We start from the raw sequence: 18,322 nt of genomic DNA, 5'->3' as shown, positions 1-18,322 counted from the left end.
ATATAATTAGTAAATAAAATAAATCAGATTAAATGGGTGATCGTTTTAAACATTATAAAATAGGAAACAGCAAAGGAATTATAATACTTGATGATATACTTCCGTCAACTCTTTCTCCGTGGAGAAGCTACGAATATGCTGAGATTTGCCGTTTTTATGAAAATACTCGTATAAAAACAGATGCAACAACTTTTGAACATTATGCACAGGGCAAAAGTTTTGAAGAAAATTTAAAATTACTAACTGCTAATTATCCTGCGCTTTCCAATAAAATAAAAAGGCTAAAATATACCACTAATTTAAACAGCCAATTGATTTATATGCTTTTTTATAATAATCTAAAAAAGCATTTTGAGATTTTCGAACGAAATAAAAACCCCTTTACATTCACACTTTATCCCGGTGGCGGATTTGGGTTTAACGATGTTCTTTTAGACGAAAATCTTAAGAAATATTTTGATTCAAAGAACTTTAAAGGTGTTATTGTAAATCAAAATATTACTAAAAAATACCTTATCGAAAACAGCCTTTGTGATCCTGAACAGGTAAATTTAATCTCTGGCGTTCCGCTAAATTTAAACACTCCGGAAATTCAAAATTTTGAATATCAAAAAGAGACAGTAAAAACATCTCTATTATTTTTCGCCAACAAATATACTGAAGACGGAAACGACAAAGGATTTGATGTGTTTCAAAAAATTGTTTTTGCATTAAAAGATCAAACAGATAAATTCAATTTCATTATCATTGGCGGTTTTTCTAAAAATGACCTAACCGATACAAGTCTTGAAAACTGTATTGATTTTAAAGGGGTTCTAGATGAATTTCATTTTGAATCGATTTTAAAAAAAACTCATATTATGATTTCTCCAAACAAACCTTTTGTATTGAGCAAAAATGCTTTTGATGGTTTTCCGTTAGCTACTTCGGTAACAGCATCACTATTTGGGAATGTCAATTTTATGACGGATTATTTTAATGAAAGTAAACATATGGGACTTGAAGACGGAAATGACTTTTTTAAGATCAATAATAATAATATTGATGAAATCGTTACAAAAATTCAAGAATTGCATGCAGACAAAGACCTGATGAAAAGAATTGCCCAAAATGGTCGGAATAAAATATTACATTTGTACTCTTTTGAAAAACAAATTACCCCCAGAATAGAACATTTTAAAAAAATACTACTTTGATAAACGTTACAAAAACTTTTCTTCCTTCAATTGAATCTTATAATTCATATTTACAACGTGCCTGGGAAAAAGTTTGGCTTACAAACAGAGGAGAACTTACTCTGGAATTAGAAGAAAAACTAAGCAAATATCTCGAAGTTTCGAATATAATTATCACGAATAATGGAACTATTCCGTTGCAAATCGCTTTAAAATTATTTGGCAACGGTGGTGAAGTTATCACTACTCCATTCTCATATATTGCGACATCTGCAGCGATAATTTGGGAAAATTGTAAACCCGTTTTTGTAGACATTCGTCCGGAATATTTAACGATTGATGAAGATAAAATCGAGCAATCTATTACCTCAAAAACAACTGCAATACTTGCGACTCACGTTTTTGGAAATCCGTGTAATGTTATTGCAATCGAAAAAATTGCTAAAAAACATAATTTGAAAGTCATATATGATGCTGCACATTGCTTTGGTGTAAAATACAACGGCCAATCTGTTTTTAACTTTGGTGATGTTTCTACTTGCAGTTTTCATGCGACAAAAATTTTTCATAGCGGAGAAGGCGGTGCCATGTTTTGTAATGACAGCGAATTATATCATAAATTATTCTATAGCCACAACTTTGGCCACAATGGTCCTTTAGATTTTCATGGTTTAGGAATTAATGCTAAAATTTCCGAATTACAATCTGCGTTAGGTCTGGCGGTTTTTGATCATATCGATACTATATTTTCAGAACGCAAAAAAGTGGTTGATTTTTACAATGCCCACTTAGAATTCAATAACTTAAAATCATTAAGAATTCGCGAAAATACAGAATGGAATTACAGTTATTATCCTGTAATTTTTGAATCAGAAGAAGTTTTACTGAAGGTTCAGAGCGAATTAAAAATAGAAAACATTATTCCGAGACGTTATTTTTATCCTTCATTAAACAAAGTAAATTATATAAACGGAGTCGAAATGCCAATTTCTGAAAGTATCGCTTCTCGAATTTTATGTTTACCATTATATGTTGGTCTTCCAACTTCAGATTTAGAAAGAATTATATCAATAATAAATAAATTTACATGTTAATTATTGGAGCTAAGGGATTTGCAAAAGAAATTCTGGAAATTTTCAAACAAAATAACCAACTGGATAATCTGGCTTTTTATGATGATGTAAATCATGATATTGGGGATTTTTTATATAAACAATTTCCGATTCTAAAAAATGAAAAGCAAGCAAAATCTCATTTTTCTATAAATAACGAATTTACAATAGGTATTGGAAATCCGGTTTTACGAAAAAAACTATACGATAAATTTATAGCACTAGGCGGAAAATTTGTTTCAGCAATAAGTCTGCAAGCTACAATTGGAAGTTTTGATGTAGAAATTGGCGTTGGTTCTAACGTTCTTTCTAATGCAACATTTTCTAATTCGACCAAAATAGGAATTGGAACTATTGTGTACTATAATACAACCATAACGCACGATTGTGTAGTTGAAGATTTTGTAGAATTGTCTCCAAATGTTATTCTTTTAGGAAATGTTACCGTTGGGTCTTACACACAAATTGGTGCTGGTGCAGTAATTTTGCCTAAGCTTAAAATTGGTAAAAATGTAATAATTGGCGCCGGAACTATTGTTATACAAGATATTCCTGATAACGCCGTTGTAATTGGAACGCCAGGAAAAATAATTAAATACTCAGAACCTTTAGATTTTTTATAATGAATCAAGACATAAACACCGAAATCCACAACGCTTACGAAGTCATTAAAGAAGGTGGAATCATACTTTACCCAACCGATACAGTGTGGGGAATTGGCTGTGATGCCACAAATCCTGAAGCTGTCGCCAAAATATACAAATTAAAACAGCGTGCCGAAACACAAAGTATGATTGTATTAATGAATGGCGAAAAAATGATGTACAATGTATTCAAAAACATTCCGGAAGTGGCCTGGCAAATTTTGGATGTATCTGAAAAACCAACTACTTTAATCCTGGACGAACCCAGAAATGTAGCCAAAAATATAATTGCAGCCGATAATTCACTAGGAATTCGTATTGTAAAAGAACCTTTTTGCTTTAAATTATTAGAAAGAATGAAAAAACCTTTGGTTTCGACTTCGGCTAATATTTCAGGACAACCCACTCCTATTGCTTTCAAAGATATTAATCCTGAAATCATCAAAGGAGTAGATTATGTAGTAAAACTAAATCAGGATAAAGTTGCCGGAAAACCTTCCACAATAATCAAACTCACGAATGATGCACAGGTGAAAGTGATACGTAAATAATTTTAGATTGCAGATTTTAGATTATTTAAAATCTGCAAAACTTCTTTTCCTCTCAAACACCTTTAAGACATTCAATCAGCCAATCGATATCTTCTTTGGTATTATAATGACTAAATGAAATTCGGAGATTTGGTAATTTTAAATCCGTCTCCGAAAGCATTTCTTTTAAAACGTGAGAAGGTTTTATACTTCCGGACTGGCACGCACTTCCTCTCGAAACCGCAATTCCTTTCATGTCTAAACTAAACAAAAGCATCGAAGTTTTATCTGCAGAAAAAGGCAGAATGATATTGATGATATTATAAAAATCATCTTTTTTACCATTTATTCTAAAACCCGGAAAATGAATTTCCAACTGATCAATCAGGTACATTTTCAGATCTGTAATGTATTTCCTTTCCTGATCCAAATTCTCATAAGAAAGAGACAATGCTTTTGCCATACCCGCAATTTGATGTACAGCTTCGGTTCCTGCGCGAAGTCCTTTTTCTTGTTCTCCGCCAAAAATAAGCGGCTGCAAACCTGAATTTTTCCGAACAAAAGCAAAACCAATTCCTTTTGGCCCATGAAATTTATGTGCACTTGCAATGATAAAATCGACTGGCGTTTTTTGCAAATCAATCTCGGTTTTACCGATAGATTGCACGGTATCTGAGTGAAATAATGTATTGTATTGTTTGCAAATAACACCAACTCTGTCCAGGTCTAAAATAGCACCTGTTTCGTTGTTTACATGCATTAGACTTACAATAGTCTTTTTCTCTTCTGCCAATAAATTAGACAAATGAGTAAGATCTATACTTCCGTCAGGGTTTATTTTTACGTAATCCACCTGAACATTATATTCAGCTTCTAATACTAAAACAGTATGCAAAACGGCATGATGCTCAATTTTTGTAGTAATGATACGCTCGATTTTAAGATCTTCTACGGCTGAGCGCAGTATCCAGTTATCAGCCTCAGTTCCGCCCGAAGTAAAAATAATTTCTTGTGCAGAACAGTTTAAATGTTTGGCAATACTTTTTCTGGAAAGCTCCAGAATAGTCTTTCCGTTTCTTCCAAAACTATGTGTAGAAGACGGATTACCAAAATCTTCAGTCATTACTTTGGTCATTTCCTGAATCACTTCAGGACGCATAGCGGTTGTAGAGGCGTTATCGAGGTATACTTTTTTCATTACCGCAAAGTTATGAAATATCAATTGTCTAATCTTAAATATCATTTGCCAAATTTTTCACTATTTTTGACGTCAAATAAAATTACGATGAAAAAATATGTAAGCCTTCTATTGTTCGCCCTAATACTAAACGGTTGCGATGATGGTGATTTAACAGTAGATACTATTGATTTTAGCGACGAAAGTATTACTTCTCAAACCTGCAACCCATTAACCAACACACTAATATACAGACTTAAACCCCAGGAATCTTTATTACTGCAATTGCCTGAGAATAAAATTATAAATGATCCGTCTGTTTACTCTTACGACATCGATAATAGTACATATCGTGTGGTATACAGAGCTTATGATGGTACTGTTGCCACTCCTAATATATGCGGTGCAATACCGCCAAAAACGCCAAACATTACCGAAGAATGGCTTGGAACAGCAGGAAAAATAGAAATTACTACCACTCAAAACACAGACTTAACTGCAACTGATGGAAGTACCAAAATTACGGGCTACAATCATACTATTGTTTTTAGAAATATCACCTTTGCTAAACCTACTGGAGACCAGGTCGAAGCTGAATATGTTTTTGGAAATTTCGCTACTACGTATACCTCACCAAGTACTACTTTTATCAATCCTGTACAGCAATGTACAAATACTTCAAAACAGGTTTACAATTTCAATGCATCATCTGCATTAACAATTGATAATATTGATCCGGCATTGATTGTTAATGAAAAAACAACAACACCAAGAAGAGGTCTTATAAATGCTAACGGTACAACAAACAAAGTTTTATTACGCAGTTATATTAATGGAACGCTAACTCAATCGTACTTTTGTAATACCACAATACCATCAACTCCTACGGTAAGCGAAACATGGATTGCTCAGGATGGAATTGCAGAAACAAGCGGAATTATAGAAGTCACTACAACAAATGTAGGAAACGTTTTCACACATACTATTGTTCTTAAAAACGTAACTTTACAAAAAGATCACAGTACTTTTAAGCTGCCTGCAAACTATACTTATGGAAACTTAGAAGTGGTGGTTCCATAACTAAAACCCTATTTCTATTCCTACAAAAAAAACATCCGTTTTTTAGTCTAATTCCACATGGAAATCAGACTAAAAAACGGATGTTTTTTTATGCTTTAAAACGAATAAAATTAAGCATAAAAAAGCCTCTTATTTATTGTTTTGTCTAAAATAAACTTCGGTGGCACCTAAGCCATATTTTTGATAATTGGCATCCTGAAAATCTATTCCGTCGTAACGGCCCAATAAAAAATCAAGTTCAGCTTTTAAGATCCCTTCACCAACACCGTGAATAAAAACAATTTTAGGAATGCGGTTTCTGATCGCAAATTCGATATGTCTTTTTGCTGTTTCTGTCTGTAAAGTCAAGATGTCATAATTCGACATTCCGCGTTTATTGGGAACCAGCTTTTCGATGTGCAAATCAAATTCCGGTGCTGCAATTTCTCGTTTATCTTTCTTTTCTTTGACAAAACTCCTTGGTTTTGGCTCTTCTTTTTCTTTTGAAACCGTATCTAAATCAATTCTTTTGATAGAATTCATTAAATTACTGGATTCTTGCATTTTAAGCAATTCGCTGACAAAAAATGTCATCGTAAATCCATCCTCAGTTTCGATCAAAACCTCATTGTTTTTCACCGAAACTACTGTTCCGTTTATGGCTTCGTCTAAGACTGAAACCTTATCTCCTTTAGTCAACATCCTGCTCTTCTTTATCTTGATTTTTACTAGGTGTTTTTGCACTCAACTGCATCATTCCAAACATGAAAACTACAATTGCAATTACCGTTATATAAATATTTTTCTCTGCTGAAACCTGCTCGTATAACGCAACCGAAATGGCAAGAATCATTATTAAAATTTTAAAAGTTTTCATTTTTTAAGTATTAAGAATTCAAAAGTATGAAACTTTAAAATAGCACTTCACTACTCTGCCAAATGAATAAAATATTTTTCTTCTAAAACCATATAAAATATCGTTGGTAAAACCAGAAGAATTAGTCTATCAAAAAACACTAAAAACCATCTTATTTCTGCAGTAATAAAAACGCTCTTTTCATCGTAACTTATTCTTACTTTTTATCAAATAAAATTTCATTCATTTTTCTAATGTACCTTCGTTTTTATTTTTAGGATTTAGTACTTTTTAACTTTTATAAAAATCAAAAGATCAGCTCAAAAAAATGATTTTTAAATTTCAAAAAGAATACTTTTCTAAGATTTATTTATTTTTTCTAAATCGAAATTCTGTTTCATTTATTTTTTTATCTGGTTAAGAATATCGTTCATCATCTCTATCTGCACTTTCTGAATTTCGATCAATTCTTGTTGCTGGTGCATAATCATGTGATCTATTTTATCATGAATCATTCTAATTTCTAATTCTGATTTCAGGTTAATCATATAATCTTTTTTAGCACGGTTTCGGTCTTTTTCTTCCTGACGATTCTGGCTCATCATAATTACCGGAGCCTGCAAAGCGGCAATACAGGATAAAATCAGATTCAGCAAAATAAACGGATACGGATCAAAACCTTTATTGACCAAAATATAAACATTGGCACCAATCCAAACCACAATAAAAAGCAAAAACGAAATAATAAAAGTCCAGCTTCCGCCAAAGTCAGCCACTTTATCGGCTATTTTTTGACCAAAACTTCTCGCCTCTTCCTCATCTTCTACAATACTAACGATCGACTTATCTTCTTTTAGAGAATTGATAACGCTTTTTTCAAGATCAGAAAGCGTTCCTATTTCTGTCGACAAATATCTCGAAATGTATTTTTGGCGGTACTCGTTTAATTCTTTTACCGCAATACAATCCTGATCGCTAAAAGAAGGAAAGTCTTCTATAATAAGCCCTAAAATGGGATCATGAATAGATTTTCCCCAAATTTTCTCATTTTCAGGGAAAGAAAGATTAGAAATAGCACTTTTAAAAGTCGGATTGTTTTTCATTTTTATAAATTTTACTGGCTAATTTACGCATTTAACTTCTTAAGAATCTTGTAAAAAAAATCACCTTTATTTTTATTTTATTTATCACAAATACAATTCTCAAAACAAAATTTCTTTACCTAATTCGTGTTCTTATTTACAAAAAACGCACTACTTTTAACGTTTTAAATTATCCACTCAATTTTACAATTGTGACAAAAGACACTATCATACAAAATATCAAAGCTTTAAAAAGCCATTCTAATATAAATTACGGTATCAAAACCAAAACAGAAGATTTTACCGAGAAGCTTTTCTATACCCTTTTTGATTCTAATGCCGCTTTGGATGAAAGCATCAATGAACTTGAAATCAGATTTAAAGAAATTGCTGTTTTAGCCTGCAAAAAACCACAAAATTCATGTGAATCGATCTGGGATCGGTTTCTGGAAAAATTACCTGGTGTTTTGAAAAAACTAAATCAGGATGCTGAATACATTCTTGAAAACGATCCGGCATCCAACAGTATCGACGAAGTTTATTTAGGTTATCCCGGTTTTTATGCGATTGCGATTTATCGCTTAAGTCACGAATTATACCATTTAGATTTATTGCTATTTTCGAGACTAATGAGCGAATATGCACACCGAATTACAGGAACTGATATTCATGCCGGTGCTGATATCGCCTCTCCTTTTTTTATCGATCACGCCACCGGAATTGTTATTGGTGAAACGACCGTAATCAGGAAACACGTAAAAATTTATCAGGGTGTAACTCTTGGTGCTTTGAGCGTGAGCAAAGAAATGAAAAACGCCAAAAGACATCCAACCGTAGAAGCTAATGTTTGCATTTATGCGAATGCTACTATTTTGGGAGGCGAAACCACTATTGGAGAAAACAGTATCGTTGGAGGAAATGCCTGGGTAACCAAATCGATTCCTGAAGGTTCTATAGTAATCAATACTACTACAACTGAAGTTAAAATAAAAGAAAAAAAATAATGAACGCACAAAAATTGCTAAACCTGATTGGAAATACTCCTTTGATGGAAACTGTCAATTTGGTTAAAAATAAAAATGTAAAACTTTTACTGAAGCTGGAAGGAAATAATCCTGGCGGAAGCGTAAAAGACAGAGCAGCTTATAACATGATTGCAGCAGCTCTTGAAAGAGGCGAGATTAAAAAAGGCGATAAACTGATTGAAGCTACAAGCGGCAATACCGGAATTGCCCTGGCTATGATTGCACAATTGTTTCAAATCGAGATCGAATTGGTCTTGCCGGAAGATTCTACAAAAGAAAGAACTCAAACCATGCGTGCTTATGGCGCTACAGTGATTTTAACGCCTGCTAGCGAAGGAATTATTGGCTCAAGGGACTATGCCGATAAAAAAGTAGCAGAAGGCGGATATATCATGCTCAATCAGTTTGCGAATGATGATAACTGGAAAGCACATTATAAAACCACTGGTCCTGAAATCTGGAATGATACTGACGGTACGGTAACTCATTTTGTTTCGGCAATGGGAACAACGGGAACTATCATTGGAACTTCGACTTATTTAAAAGAAAAAAATCCGGCAGTTCAGATCATTGGAGCACAGCCAAGCGACGGATCTCAGATTCCGGGAATCCGTAAATGGCCTCAGGAATATTTGCCTAAAATATTCGACGCTTCAAAAGTAGATACTGTTGTAGACGTAAGCGAAGAAGAAGCCAGAGCAATGACCAAACGTTTAGCACTCGAAGAAGGTGTTTTTGCAGGAATGAGCAGCGGAGGTTCTGTTGCCGTTGCCCTAAAAATAGCTGAAAAACTAGAATCCGGAGTTATTGTTGCCATTATCTGCGATCGCGGTGATCGTTATTTGTCTTCGGATTTATTTGATTGAGAAAGATACTAAGATTCTGAGTTGCTAAAATGCTAAGCTTTTCAACTTTGAATTAAAACCTTAACAACTCAGAACCTTAGTAACTTAGCATCTTAAAAAAAAAACTTAGCCTCTCAGAACCTTAGCAACTTAGCACCTTAAAAGAAATGAACTACAGAAAACTAGGAAAAACAAACTTTACTATATCCGAAATCTCACTTGGCACCTGGCAAGTAGGAGGAAAATGGGGATCAGGATTTAATGATAAAACTGCCGATGAACTTATAAATACGGCAATAGACAACGGCGTAAATTTTATTGATACTGCCGATGTTTACGAAAATGGATTAAGCGAAACTGCCGTAGGACGCGTAGTTCGTTCGAGATCTGAGCGTATTTACGTGGCTACAAAATGCGGACGTCATATAAATCCTCATGTGAGTGAAGGTTATCAGCCAAAAGTAATTCAAAAATATATTGAAGACAGTTTGAAAAGAATGGGATTAGAAACTTTGGATTTAATTCAGTTGCATTGTCCTCCAACAGAAGTTTTTTACCGACCTGAAATTTTTGAAATGTTCGATCGACTGAAAGAACAAGGGAAAATTTTAAATCTTGGCGTAAGCGTAGAAAAAGTCGAAGAAGCTTTAAAAGCAATCGAATATTCAAATGTTACTACGGTTCAGATTATTTTTAATTTGTTTCGTCAGCGTCCTTCTCAATTATTTTTCTCTGAAGCCAGAAAAAAAGATATCGGAATCATTGCAAGAGTTCCTTTAGCAAGCGGACTCTTAACAGGTAAATTTGATGCCAAAACTACTTTTGATACTCAGGATCACCGTAACTTTAATCGTAACGGAGATGCTTTTGATAAAGGCGAAACTTTTTCAGGCATTGATTATGATTTAGGATTACAAGCTGTTGAAAAACTAAAAGCATTATTTCCAGAACAAACCAACCTTGCGCCTATCGCCTTGCAATGGATTTTGAGTTTTGACGATATCAGCTGTATAATTCCAGGTGCCTCAAAAGAAAGTCACGTACTTTCTAATTTATCAATTTATGATTTACCGAAATTATCTTCGGAGAAAATCGCGGCAATGAATGATATTTACGAAGAATATATAAAACCTTCTGTGCATCAGTTATGGTAGTATTTTAGTTTCTAAGATACTAAGGCGCTAAGATTCTAAGTTTTTTTTTGAATCTAGCGCCTTTTTTTAGTTTAAAAAAAGACTGCCAATTTCAATTTACATTCATAACTCACAACTCATAACTCTTAATTCAAAACTTCTCAAGCTTCAAATTCAATTCTAAACTCGGCACCTTTATTCCTGCCTTCGCTTGTTGCGTTTAATGTTCCTTTGTTTTTTTCGATGATTTTTTTGCAGAGATATAATCCAATTCCGGTCGAAGATTCATTTGCGGTTCCTAATCGGCTCATTTTGGTGAATTTTTTGAACAATTCATCAATTTGATTTTTATCAAAACCAATTCCTTTATCTACAACCGTAATAATTAGTTTTGAGTTTTCGCTGTAGATTCTAACTTTAACTTCACTGTCGAAATAGGAGAATTTAATAGCATTACTAATTAAATTGACTAAAACCTGAACAAGCAAACCTTCATCTAATCTGAGTTTAGCTTCAGTAATTTCTAAATTTATACTCAGCTTTATATTTTTATCCAGCAAGCGCTGCTCTACCTGTTCATTAATAAAAGGTAAAATACTGGATAGTACAATTGTTTTACTTTCCTGGGCCCATTTTACAACACGATCCTGCTCCTGCAATAATTTTATAAAATTTTCGATGTATCGAAATTGCAAATTAGTTGATTCACGAATTAATTCTGCTAATTGACGCACAGAATCAGAAGGATTTTCGCTTATTATTAAATTTGCCAAACCTTGCGGATTTCCTGCAAAATTTTTCAAATCATGCGAAAGCATATAAATCAAATCCTGTTTTTCATTGATAAAACTTTCGGCTTCATAAATAGATTCCTGAATATTGGCCAGTAAAAGACCCGCTTCATCTGTATATTCAGTTGGCAAAATAGATAATTTTCTATTATTCCTATAATCGTCTAACGATTTTGAAGCAATTGAGATAGGTCTAATCAACTGATTTAAAACCAAAAGTGTCACTAATGTAGCCAGCAAGGTCATAATTAAGGAGAAAACCAAAATGGAAGTAGCCGAAACACTATGATTATAATAAAGTACAAAAAACAAAATCCCGATCAACGGAATATGAATTCCTACAAAAGCAACAAATAAAAATTTGAAAGCATAACTTTTTTTCAAAAAGCTAATTTGTGAAAGATTATGATACAACTTCATAAAAATATAACAATCAATAGTTTAAAAATAGCAGATTTGGGCAAATTGCTAAAAACAAAGTTAACTTTTAATGTCAATTAAAATAGAATTTTAAACAATTTGATAAAATATTTGAAAATTTAAATTTGAAAAAGTTTACAATCCCTTATTTTTGCGCTATGGGAAGAAAAAATACAGACAAAGTTGTCTTTCATCAAATCCAGGTTCTTGATGCCGGAGCAAAAGGAGTATCAGTAGCAAAGGCTCCTGACGGAAAAGTAATCTTTATACCGAACGTGGTTCCGGGTGATGTTGTTGACGTTCAAACTTTCAAAAAAAGAAAAGCCTATTACGAAGGCAAAGCCGTAAAATTTCATGAATTATCAGAACATCGCATTGAACCTATTTGCGATCATTTTGGTGTTTGTGGAGGTTGTAAATGGCAAAATATGAAATACAGCCAACAGTTGTATTACAAACAAAACGAAGTAAAAAATCATTTGCAGCGTATAGGAAAAGTAGAACTTCCTGAGTTCGAAAATATTCTGGGTTCTGAAAAACAGTTTTTTTACAGAAATAAAATGGAATTTTCGTTTTCGAACAGCCGTTGGTTAACCGAAAAAGAAATTGAAAGCACTGAAGATCTGGGAAACAGAAATGCATTAGGTTTTCATATCCCGAAAATGTGGGATAAAATTCTTGATATTCAAAAATGTTATTTACAGGAAGACCCTTCTAATGCCATTAGAAACGAAATTAGGGATTTTGCTAACGAACATAATTTAGCATTCTTTAATCCAAGGGAACAATCCGGATTATTGAGAACTTTTATGATTCGTACAGCTTCGACCGGTGAAATCATGGTTTTGATTCAGTTTTACGAAAATGACAAAGCAAACCGCGAATTACTTTTAGATCATCTTTACGAAAAGTTCCCGCAAATTACTTCGTTACAATATGTTGTAAATTCAAAACAAAACGACACTATTTACGATCAGAATATCAAACTATATAAAGGCAGGGATTATATTCTGGAAGAGATGGAAGGTTTAAAATTCAGCATCAATGCTAAATCTTTTTACCAGACCAACTCTGACCAGGCGTATGAATTGTACAAAATAACAAGAGATTTTGCAGGACTTTCTGGTGACGAAACCGTTTACGATTTATATACCGGAACCGGAACTATTGCGCAATTTGTTTCTAAAAAAGCAAAAAAAGTAATTGGCGTAGAAAGTGTTCCTGAAGCTATTATTGATGCTAAAGCCAATGCAGAACGCAATAATATAACGAATTGTGAGTTTTTTGTAGGGGATATGAAAGTGGTCTTTAATGAAGCCTTCATTGCCCAACACGGAAAACCGGATGTAATTATTACAGATCCGCCAAGAGATGGTATGCATAAAGACGTTATAGACCAGATCCTGAAAATTGCTCCTAAAAAAGTAGTATATGTAAGTTGTAATTCGGCAACACAAGCACGTGATTTAGCTTTAATGGATGAAAAATACAAAGTTACCCGTGTTAGACCAGTTGATATGTTTCCGCAAACACATCATGTCGAAAATGTTGTACTTTTAGAACTTCGCTAACAAAATATAAATGAAAAAAATAATCTCTCTTTTATTGGTCTTTACGTTTGGTTTATCAAGCTGTGAGAAAGATGATATTTGTGATGCAAATACGCCCACCACTCCCCGATTAGTAATTTCATTTTACGACATTAATGATTCGTCAAAACCTAGAAATGTAAATAACTTAATGGTTATTGGAGAAGGAAAAACAGAAGGAATTATTTTTAATAAAAGTGTAACAGATACAACTAAATATGTAACAAACGCAAATGTGGTATCTGTTCCTTTGCGAACAGATACAATATCAACAACATATAAATTTGTTTACAACTCATTAAGTCCAAATGCTGCTGCCATAAATACCGATGTTATAAAAATTGATTATACACATCAAAATGTATACGTATCGAGAGCATGCGGTTTTAAAACTACTTTTACACTCGCTCCCGTAAATCCTTTTGTAAGAACTGATCCGGATGGTGATGGTAATTGGATGCAAGAAATTTTTGTAAAAACCCGTAACATTGAATCTGAAAATGAAACACACCTTGAAGTATATTTTTAGTTCTTTCTTATTGTTTTCAATGTTTTTGGGGCATACTCAGGAAACAGCAACTAAAACAGTAACAAAAGAAAAGCCCAAAACCGAGACTGCAAAACCTGATCTTCAGGAAGTAAAAAAAGACAGCATCAAAACAGATCGCTACGGTCTTCGTGTAGGTGTCGATTTGTACAAACTGACCCGTGGCCTTTATGACAAAGATTATAAAGGAATTGAGGTTGTGGGTGATTTTCGTTTAACGAAAAAATACTACATCGCAGCTGAACTTGGTTTCGAAGATAAAACAACAGATGATGACAGATTGAACTCAACTGCTACAGGAACGTACATAAAAGGTGGTTTTGACTACAACTTGTATCAAAACTGGCTGGACATGGAAAACTTAATTACAATAGGTTTACGAGGTGGTTTTAGTACTTTTAGCCAGCAATTAAACAGTTATAAAATATACAATGCAAATCCGTATTGGGGAGAACAGCCCGCAATTCCCGAAGGTCAAAAATACACCGGACTAACAGCAGGATGGCTGGAAGTTGCGCTAGGATTAAAAGCAAAAGTTTTTAATAATGTATTTGTTGGATTTGGCGTTCAGTTAAAGATGCTGGTAGCCAATTCAAAACCATCAGGGTTTGATAATTTATATATACCGGGTTTTAACAGAACTTACGACGGAAGTTTTGGAGTAGGCTTTAATTACACTGTATCCTACTTTATTCCGCTTTATAAGAAAAAAACTATTATCCCGCAAATTATAGAAACTCCTAAAAATTAGTTTTAGCTAAATGAACAAAATCTTTATTCTTTTTGCCATTAGCCAAATCGCTTTTGCTCAAAAAACTATTGTTAAGACTTCGTTGCATTTCTCTGGAAAAATAGACAAGTATCCGGTAGAAATGACTATTGAATTCGTTCAGGGACAAGATTCTGTTTCAGGAAGCTATTATTACGGAAAAAACAGACAAAATATGCCTATTTTTACAAAAGGCGATTTTAAAGCAGGTGAAATAAAACTTGACGAAACAACCTATATCGCAACAAAAAAGGGAAACGTGCCCACAAAAACAGGCTCCTTTTTATTACAATTAGACAGTGAGTATAAATTAAGCGGGATATGGCAAAACGTAAAAAAAGATAAAAAATTCGATGCTACTCTTTCTTGCCTGGAAGACTTAACTTCATTTAATCCAAAAAAATACAGTTATACATTAAACCAATATAAAGGTAAAGCTGAAAACACAACTGGTAAACTGGATGATAATTTCCTAATTAACAAATTGGATATTTATAATTCTAAAAAAGAAAAAATACAAACAATTTCCGGTTTTAATAATGTGATTTACGAAAAAGACGGAACAGTAGAATTAGAAGATCTAAATTTTGATGGACTTCTGGACATTAAAATCCCCATTTATTTCCCGGATAGAACTAAATATGATGGTGGCTACCTATACTTTGTTTATGATAAAACTAAAAAACAGTTTATTAGAAATACAAAACTTGAAGCTTTAGAGTATTTGAATTTCGACCAAAAAAACAAAGAATTTGTAAAATATGAAGCTGACGGAAGCGGAAACGAAACCGATTATTATTACAAATGGTCGAATAACAATTTTTATTTGATTCGCAAAGCGGAAAGTTTTGAAGACAATAACAAAACAACTTATACTGAGTATGAAATAAAAAACAATAAATCAGTAAAAATCAAAGAATATCAAAAATAAAAAAAGCCATGAATTTTAAATTAATTAAGTTCATGGCTTTTTCTATTATATAAAAACTCTTTAAGACAACTGAAAATCAACAGCTGCTTTTGAATGTATCAAAGCAGTATCAAAAATGGGCACCGAAAGATCTCCTGATTTTATCACCAACGGAATTTCGGTACAACCTAAAATAATTCCTTCAGCTCCTTCTTTTATCAATTGATTGGCAATTTCTAAATATCGTTTCTTAGTTTCATCAGTCACAAGACCTTTTCCTAATTCTTCAAAAATGGTAGTGTGAATAAAATCTTTTTCCTCGTCATTTTGCGGAATAATAGCTTCAATTCCCTTAGCAAGAAGTTTATCCTTAAAAAAGTCAAGTTCCATTGTAAACTTAGTTCCCAATAAACCAACCTTTTTCAATCCTTGCTTTTCAATCTCTAACGACGTCGCTGTCGCAATATGAATAACCTGGACATCTATGGCCGCTTCGAGTCTGTCAGCAATAAAATGCATCGTATTTGCGCACAACACAATTGCTTCTGCTCCGCCTTGTTCAAGAAACTTACAGCCTTTTAAGAGCATAGTAAAAGTCGAATCCCAATCGTTATTTTCGTTATTCTTTTTTATATCGGCATAATTAAAAGAGTAAATCAAACATTCTGAGAAGTTAAGACCTCCAAGTTTTTCATTTATTCCTTCATTTATAAGCTTGTAATAATCAGCCGTAGAAACCCAGCTAATGCCGCCTATAAGTCCAATTTTCCTCATAAATAACTATTTTAAATATTCTATAATTATTTTTAACGCAGAGAACAATCCCGATAGCTATCGGGATTCGCAGAGTTCACTAAGATCCCGGCTGTGTTTACACAATCTAAGGCTGCAAAGCTTTGTGAACTTAGTGTTTTTTACTAAACTAGCATTATTTAAAAAAACTTTGCGTTTATCCTATTTCTCTGATTCCTTTTATAAAAATCCATTTCATGTACAGTTTTTCACCATCTTTAGTTTTTACTGCCTGAAATTTAGGCGAAATTAAAGTAGCGACGATAAAAGCAGTCAACGGAATCCAAAGTCCTGTTAATCCTGTATACATTGCTACTAAATATCTTCCTGCAATAAATAGAATTGCAAAACATCCTAATTGGTATAAAAAAGCTCTTACTTGTAGTTTTGACATTTTTTTTAAAGTTGCTAAGGTTCTGAGAGGCTAAGATTATAAGTTTTTTTCCTTTAGAACTTAGCTTCCTGAAACTTAAATTATTTTCTTTTTAAAAGTTGCTAAGACTCTGAAACTCTAAGATGCTAAGGTTTTACTAATTAAGTATAAAAAAACTTAGAACCTTCATCTTATTATCTCAGAACCTTATTCAGAAACTTGAAATTTCGTTCTCTTGCTTCCTTCGTACATCTCGTATTTTACCAAACGTGCTTCAAGACTTGCGTTAAAGAGTTTGATTTTTCTTGAAGGTTTTAATCCCACAAATTTTAATGCTTCAAGATTTGCCGTAATAAACCAAGCATTTGTTCCCGGGTAGCTTTTCTTTAAAGTATCACCAATATTTTTATAGAATTCTTCCATATGAATATCCAGACGCTCATCATAAGGCGGATTAAAAACCATATGCAGCTTTCCTTCAACTTCTTTTTCTGTATCAAAAAAATTATTTTCTTCTATAGAAACGTAATCTTCAAGATTTGCATTTTTGATATTGTCTTTGGCTTTATTTACAGCACTTGGTGCTTTATCAAAACCTTTTATTGTATAATGAAACTCTTTCGTTTTTTTCATTAAACTGTTTATAATCTGTTCGAACAAATCATTATCCCAGTCTTTCCATTTTTCGAAAGCAAATTCCTTACGGTTAATGTTTGCCGGAATATTACAAGCAATCATAGCCGCTTCTGCAAGGAAAGTTCCAGATCCGCACATTGGGTCCAGAAAATGGCTTTGTCCTTCCCAACCTGATAACAACAATATTCCTGCTGCCAAAACCTCGTTGATAGGCGCAATATTCGTAGCCGTTCTGTAACCACGCTGATGCAATGAATTTCCGGAAGTATCTAAAGCCACAGAAACCTGATCTTTATCGATATGCACATTGATTCGTAAGTCAGGAAAAGCTTTATCAATACTTGGGCGTTGTCCCGTTCTTTCTCTAAACTGATCTACAATGGCATCCTTACATTTTTGAGAAACAAACTCAGAGTGATTAAAATAAGTCGAATGCACAGTTGCATCAATCACAAAAGTTTGGTTGGCATTTAATAATTTAGACCAGTTTACACCAGAAATTCCTTTATATAATGCCTGCTCGTTATTGGCTCTAAACGAGTAAATAGGTTTTAAAACTTTAAGAGCAGTTCTAAGTGATAAATTGGCTTTGTACATAAAGCCCTTATCGCCTTTAAAGCTTACCATTCTCACTCCTTTTTCGACATCCTGAGCACCAAGATCACGCAATTCTTTTTCTAATATTTCTTCGAAACCAAAAAAACATTTGGCAATCATTCTAAAATTTTCTTCCATCTTTATTTTTGTATTAAAAAAAACTCCGATCGCAAATCCATATCTGATTATTCAGGTATCGTCACGAAATAGTTATTTTTCGGCAAAAATACACTAAATTTGCGGGACTTTGAATTAATTGA

Annotated in this window: 20 protein-coding genes; 12 read left to right on the top strand and 8 right to left on the bottom strand. The window is 33.2% G+C overall.

Going from position 1 to position 18,322, the window contains the following annotated elements:
* The first annotated feature begins 32 nt into the window (after positions 1 to 32).
* The 4 genes from FLP_RS02310 to FLP_RS02295 are packed head-to-tail and all read left to right on the top strand — an operon-like array spanning position 33 to position 3,482.
* Positions 33 to 1,196, top strand: coding sequence for a glycosyltransferase family protein (locus FLP_RS02310; protein ID WP_065447889.1), 1,164 nt, complete (start codon positions 33 to 35; stop codon positions 1,194 to 1,196).
* Entirely contained in the window at positions 1,193 to 2,269 is a 1,077-nt protein-coding gene (locus FLP_RS02305) for a DegT/DnrJ/EryC1/StrS family aminotransferase (protein ID WP_065447888.1), read from the top strand. Before FLP_RS02310 ends, FLP_RS02305 begins: the two co-directional genes overlap by 4 nt.
* Positions 2,263 to 2,910: an acetyltransferase gene (locus FLP_RS02300; RefSeq protein ID WP_065447887.1), complete on the top strand. Its 648-nt coding sequence runs from the start codon at positions 2,263 to 2,265 to the stop codon at positions 2,908 to 2,910. The genes FLP_RS02305 and FLP_RS02300 overlap by 7 nt, the downstream gene beginning before the upstream one ends.
* Positions 2,910 to 3,482 (top strand): L-threonylcarbamoyladenylate synthase, encoded by a 573-nt coding sequence (locus FLP_RS02295; RefSeq protein WP_065447886.1) that lies wholly within the window; start codon positions 2,910 to 2,912, stop codon positions 3,480 to 3,482. The genes FLP_RS02300 and FLP_RS02295 overlap by 1 nt, the downstream gene beginning before the upstream one ends.
* 52 nt (positions 3,483 to 3,534) lie before the next feature.
* On the opposite strand, the gene FLP_RS02290 is transcribed toward FLP_RS02295, so the two are convergent.
* Entirely contained in the window at positions 3,535 to 4,659 is a 1,125-nt protein-coding gene (locus FLP_RS02290) for a cysteine desulfurase family protein (protein WP_065447885.1), read from the bottom strand.
* Between the two features lie 87 nt (positions 4,660 to 4,746).
* Here FLP_RS02290 and FLP_RS02285 point away from each other — a divergent pair, with 87 nt between their 5' ends.
* Positions 4,747 to 5,718, top strand: a complete 972-nt coding sequence (locus tag FLP_RS02285) for a hypothetical protein (protein WP_065447884.1) — start codon at positions 4,747 to 4,749, stop codon at positions 5,716 to 5,718.
* A gap of 129 nt (positions 5,719 to 5,847) precedes the next feature.
* Here the strand turns inward: FLP_RS02285 and FLP_RS02280 are convergent, their stop codons facing one another.
* The 3 genes from FLP_RS02280 to FLP_RS02270 all read right to left on the bottom strand — a co-directional run bounded on the left by FLP_RS02280 (position 5,848) and on the right by FLP_RS02270 (position 7,656).
* On the bottom strand, positions 5,848 to 6,399 hold the full coding sequence (locus tag FLP_RS02280) for a Smr/MutS family protein (RefSeq protein WP_065447883.1): 552 nt from the start codon (positions 6,397 to 6,399) through the stop codon (positions 5,848 to 5,850).
* Positions 6,389 to 6,574, bottom strand: a complete 186-nt coding sequence (locus FLP_RS02275) for a hypothetical protein (RefSeq protein ID WP_065447882.1) — start codon at positions 6,572 to 6,574, stop codon at positions 6,389 to 6,391. The genes FLP_RS02280 and FLP_RS02275 overlap by 11 nt, the downstream gene beginning before the upstream one ends.
* 380 nt (positions 6,575 to 6,954) lie before the next feature.
* Complete coding sequence (locus FLP_RS02270) at positions 6,955 to 7,656, bottom strand: DUF1003 domain-containing protein (protein WP_065447881.1); 702 nt, start codon at positions 7,654 to 7,656, stop codon at positions 6,955 to 6,957.
* A 191-nt stretch (positions 7,657 to 7,847) separates the two neighbouring features.
* Between FLP_RS02270 and epsC the strand changes: the two genes are divergently transcribed.
* The 3 genes from epsC to FLP_RS02255 all read left to right on the top strand — a co-directional run bounded on the left by epsC (position 7,848) and on the right by FLP_RS02255 (position 10,659).
* On the top strand, positions 7,848 to 8,639 hold the full coding sequence (gene epsC / locus FLP_RS02265) for a serine O-acetyltransferase EpsC (RefSeq protein WP_065447880.1): 792 nt from the start codon (positions 7,848 to 7,850) through the stop codon (positions 8,637 to 8,639).
* On the top strand, positions 8,639 to 9,526 hold the full coding sequence (gene cysM / locus FLP_RS02260; RefSeq protein WP_065447879.1) for a cysteine synthase CysM: 888 nt from the start codon (positions 8,639 to 8,641) through the stop codon (positions 9,524 to 9,526). The genes epsC and cysM overlap by 1 nt, the downstream gene beginning before the upstream one ends.
* 146 nt (positions 9,527 to 9,672) lie before the next feature.
* Positions 9,673 to 10,659: an aldo/keto reductase gene (locus FLP_RS02255; RefSeq protein ID WP_065447878.1), complete on the top strand. Its 987-nt coding sequence runs from the start codon at positions 9,673 to 9,675 to the stop codon at positions 10,657 to 10,659.
* Between the two features lie 140 nt (positions 10,660 to 10,799).
* Here the strand turns inward: FLP_RS02255 and FLP_RS02250 are convergent, their stop codons facing one another.
* The gene (locus FLP_RS02250; protein ID WP_243397542.1) at positions 10,800 to 11,813 is read right to left on the bottom strand and encodes a sensor histidine kinase; all 1,014 of its coding nucleotides are present in this window, start codon (positions 11,811 to 11,813) and stop codon (positions 10,800 to 10,802) included.
* A gap of 194 nt (positions 11,814 to 12,007) precedes the next feature.
* Here FLP_RS02250 and rlmD point away from each other — a divergent pair, with 194 nt between their 5' ends.
* The 4 genes from rlmD to FLP_RS02230 are packed head-to-tail and all read left to right on the top strand — an operon-like array spanning position 12,008 to position 15,685.
* The gene (rlmD, locus tag FLP_RS02245) at positions 12,008 to 13,420 is read left to right on the top strand and encodes a 23S rRNA (uracil(1939)-C(5))-methyltransferase RlmD (protein ID WP_065447876.1); all 1,413 of its coding nucleotides are present in this window, start codon (positions 12,008 to 12,010) and stop codon (positions 13,418 to 13,420) included.
* 10 nt (positions 13,421 to 13,430) lie between these two features.
* Positions 13,431 to 13,967 (top strand): DUF6452 family protein, encoded by a 537-nt coding sequence (locus tag FLP_RS02240; RefSeq protein WP_065447875.1) that lies wholly within the window; start codon positions 13,431 to 13,433, stop codon positions 13,965 to 13,967.
* On the top strand, positions 13,939 to 14,736 hold the full coding sequence (locus tag FLP_RS02235; protein ID WP_065447874.1) for a DUF6048 family protein: 798 nt from the start codon (positions 13,939 to 13,941) through the stop codon (positions 14,734 to 14,736). The genes FLP_RS02240 and FLP_RS02235 overlap by 29 nt, the downstream gene beginning before the upstream one ends.
* Positions 14,737 to 14,746: 10 nt before the next feature.
* Positions 14,747 to 15,685 carry an XAC2610-related protein gene (locus tag FLP_RS02230; RefSeq protein ID WP_065447873.1) on the top strand — a complete coding sequence of 313 codons (939 nt, stop codon included), beginning with the start codon at positions 14,747 to 14,749 and terminating at the stop codon, positions 15,683 to 15,685.
* A gap of 60 nt (positions 15,686 to 15,745) precedes the next feature.
* On the opposite strand, the gene FLP_RS02225 is transcribed toward FLP_RS02230, so the two are convergent.
* From FLP_RS02225 to FLP_RS02215, 3 genes are all read right to left on the bottom strand, one after another.
* Complete coding sequence (locus FLP_RS02225) at positions 15,746 to 16,438, bottom strand: aspartate/glutamate racemase family protein (protein WP_065447872.1); 693 nt, start codon at positions 16,436 to 16,438, stop codon at positions 15,746 to 15,748.
* Between the two features lie 175 nt (positions 16,439 to 16,613).
* A complete protein-coding gene (locus FLP_RS02220) occupies positions 16,614 to 16,850 on the bottom strand; it encodes a hypothetical protein (RefSeq protein ID WP_065447871.1) in 237 nt (78 codons plus the stop codon).
* A 186-nt stretch (positions 16,851 to 17,036) separates the two neighbouring features.
* Entirely contained in the window at positions 17,037 to 18,200 is a 1,164-nt protein-coding gene (locus FLP_RS02215) for a THUMP domain-containing class I SAM-dependent RNA methyltransferase (RefSeq protein WP_065447870.1), read from the bottom strand.
* Between the last annotated feature and the right edge of the window lie 122 nt (positions 18,201 to 18,322).

The organism is Flavobacterium piscis, from assembly GCF_001686925.1.
GTDB classification, from domain to species: domain Bacteria; phylum Bacteroidota; class Bacteroidia; order Flavobacteriales; family Flavobacteriaceae; genus Flavobacterium; species Flavobacterium piscis.
Note: the sequence above shows the minus strand (reverse complement) of the source record. Positions and strands in the feature narration are given on the sequence as shown.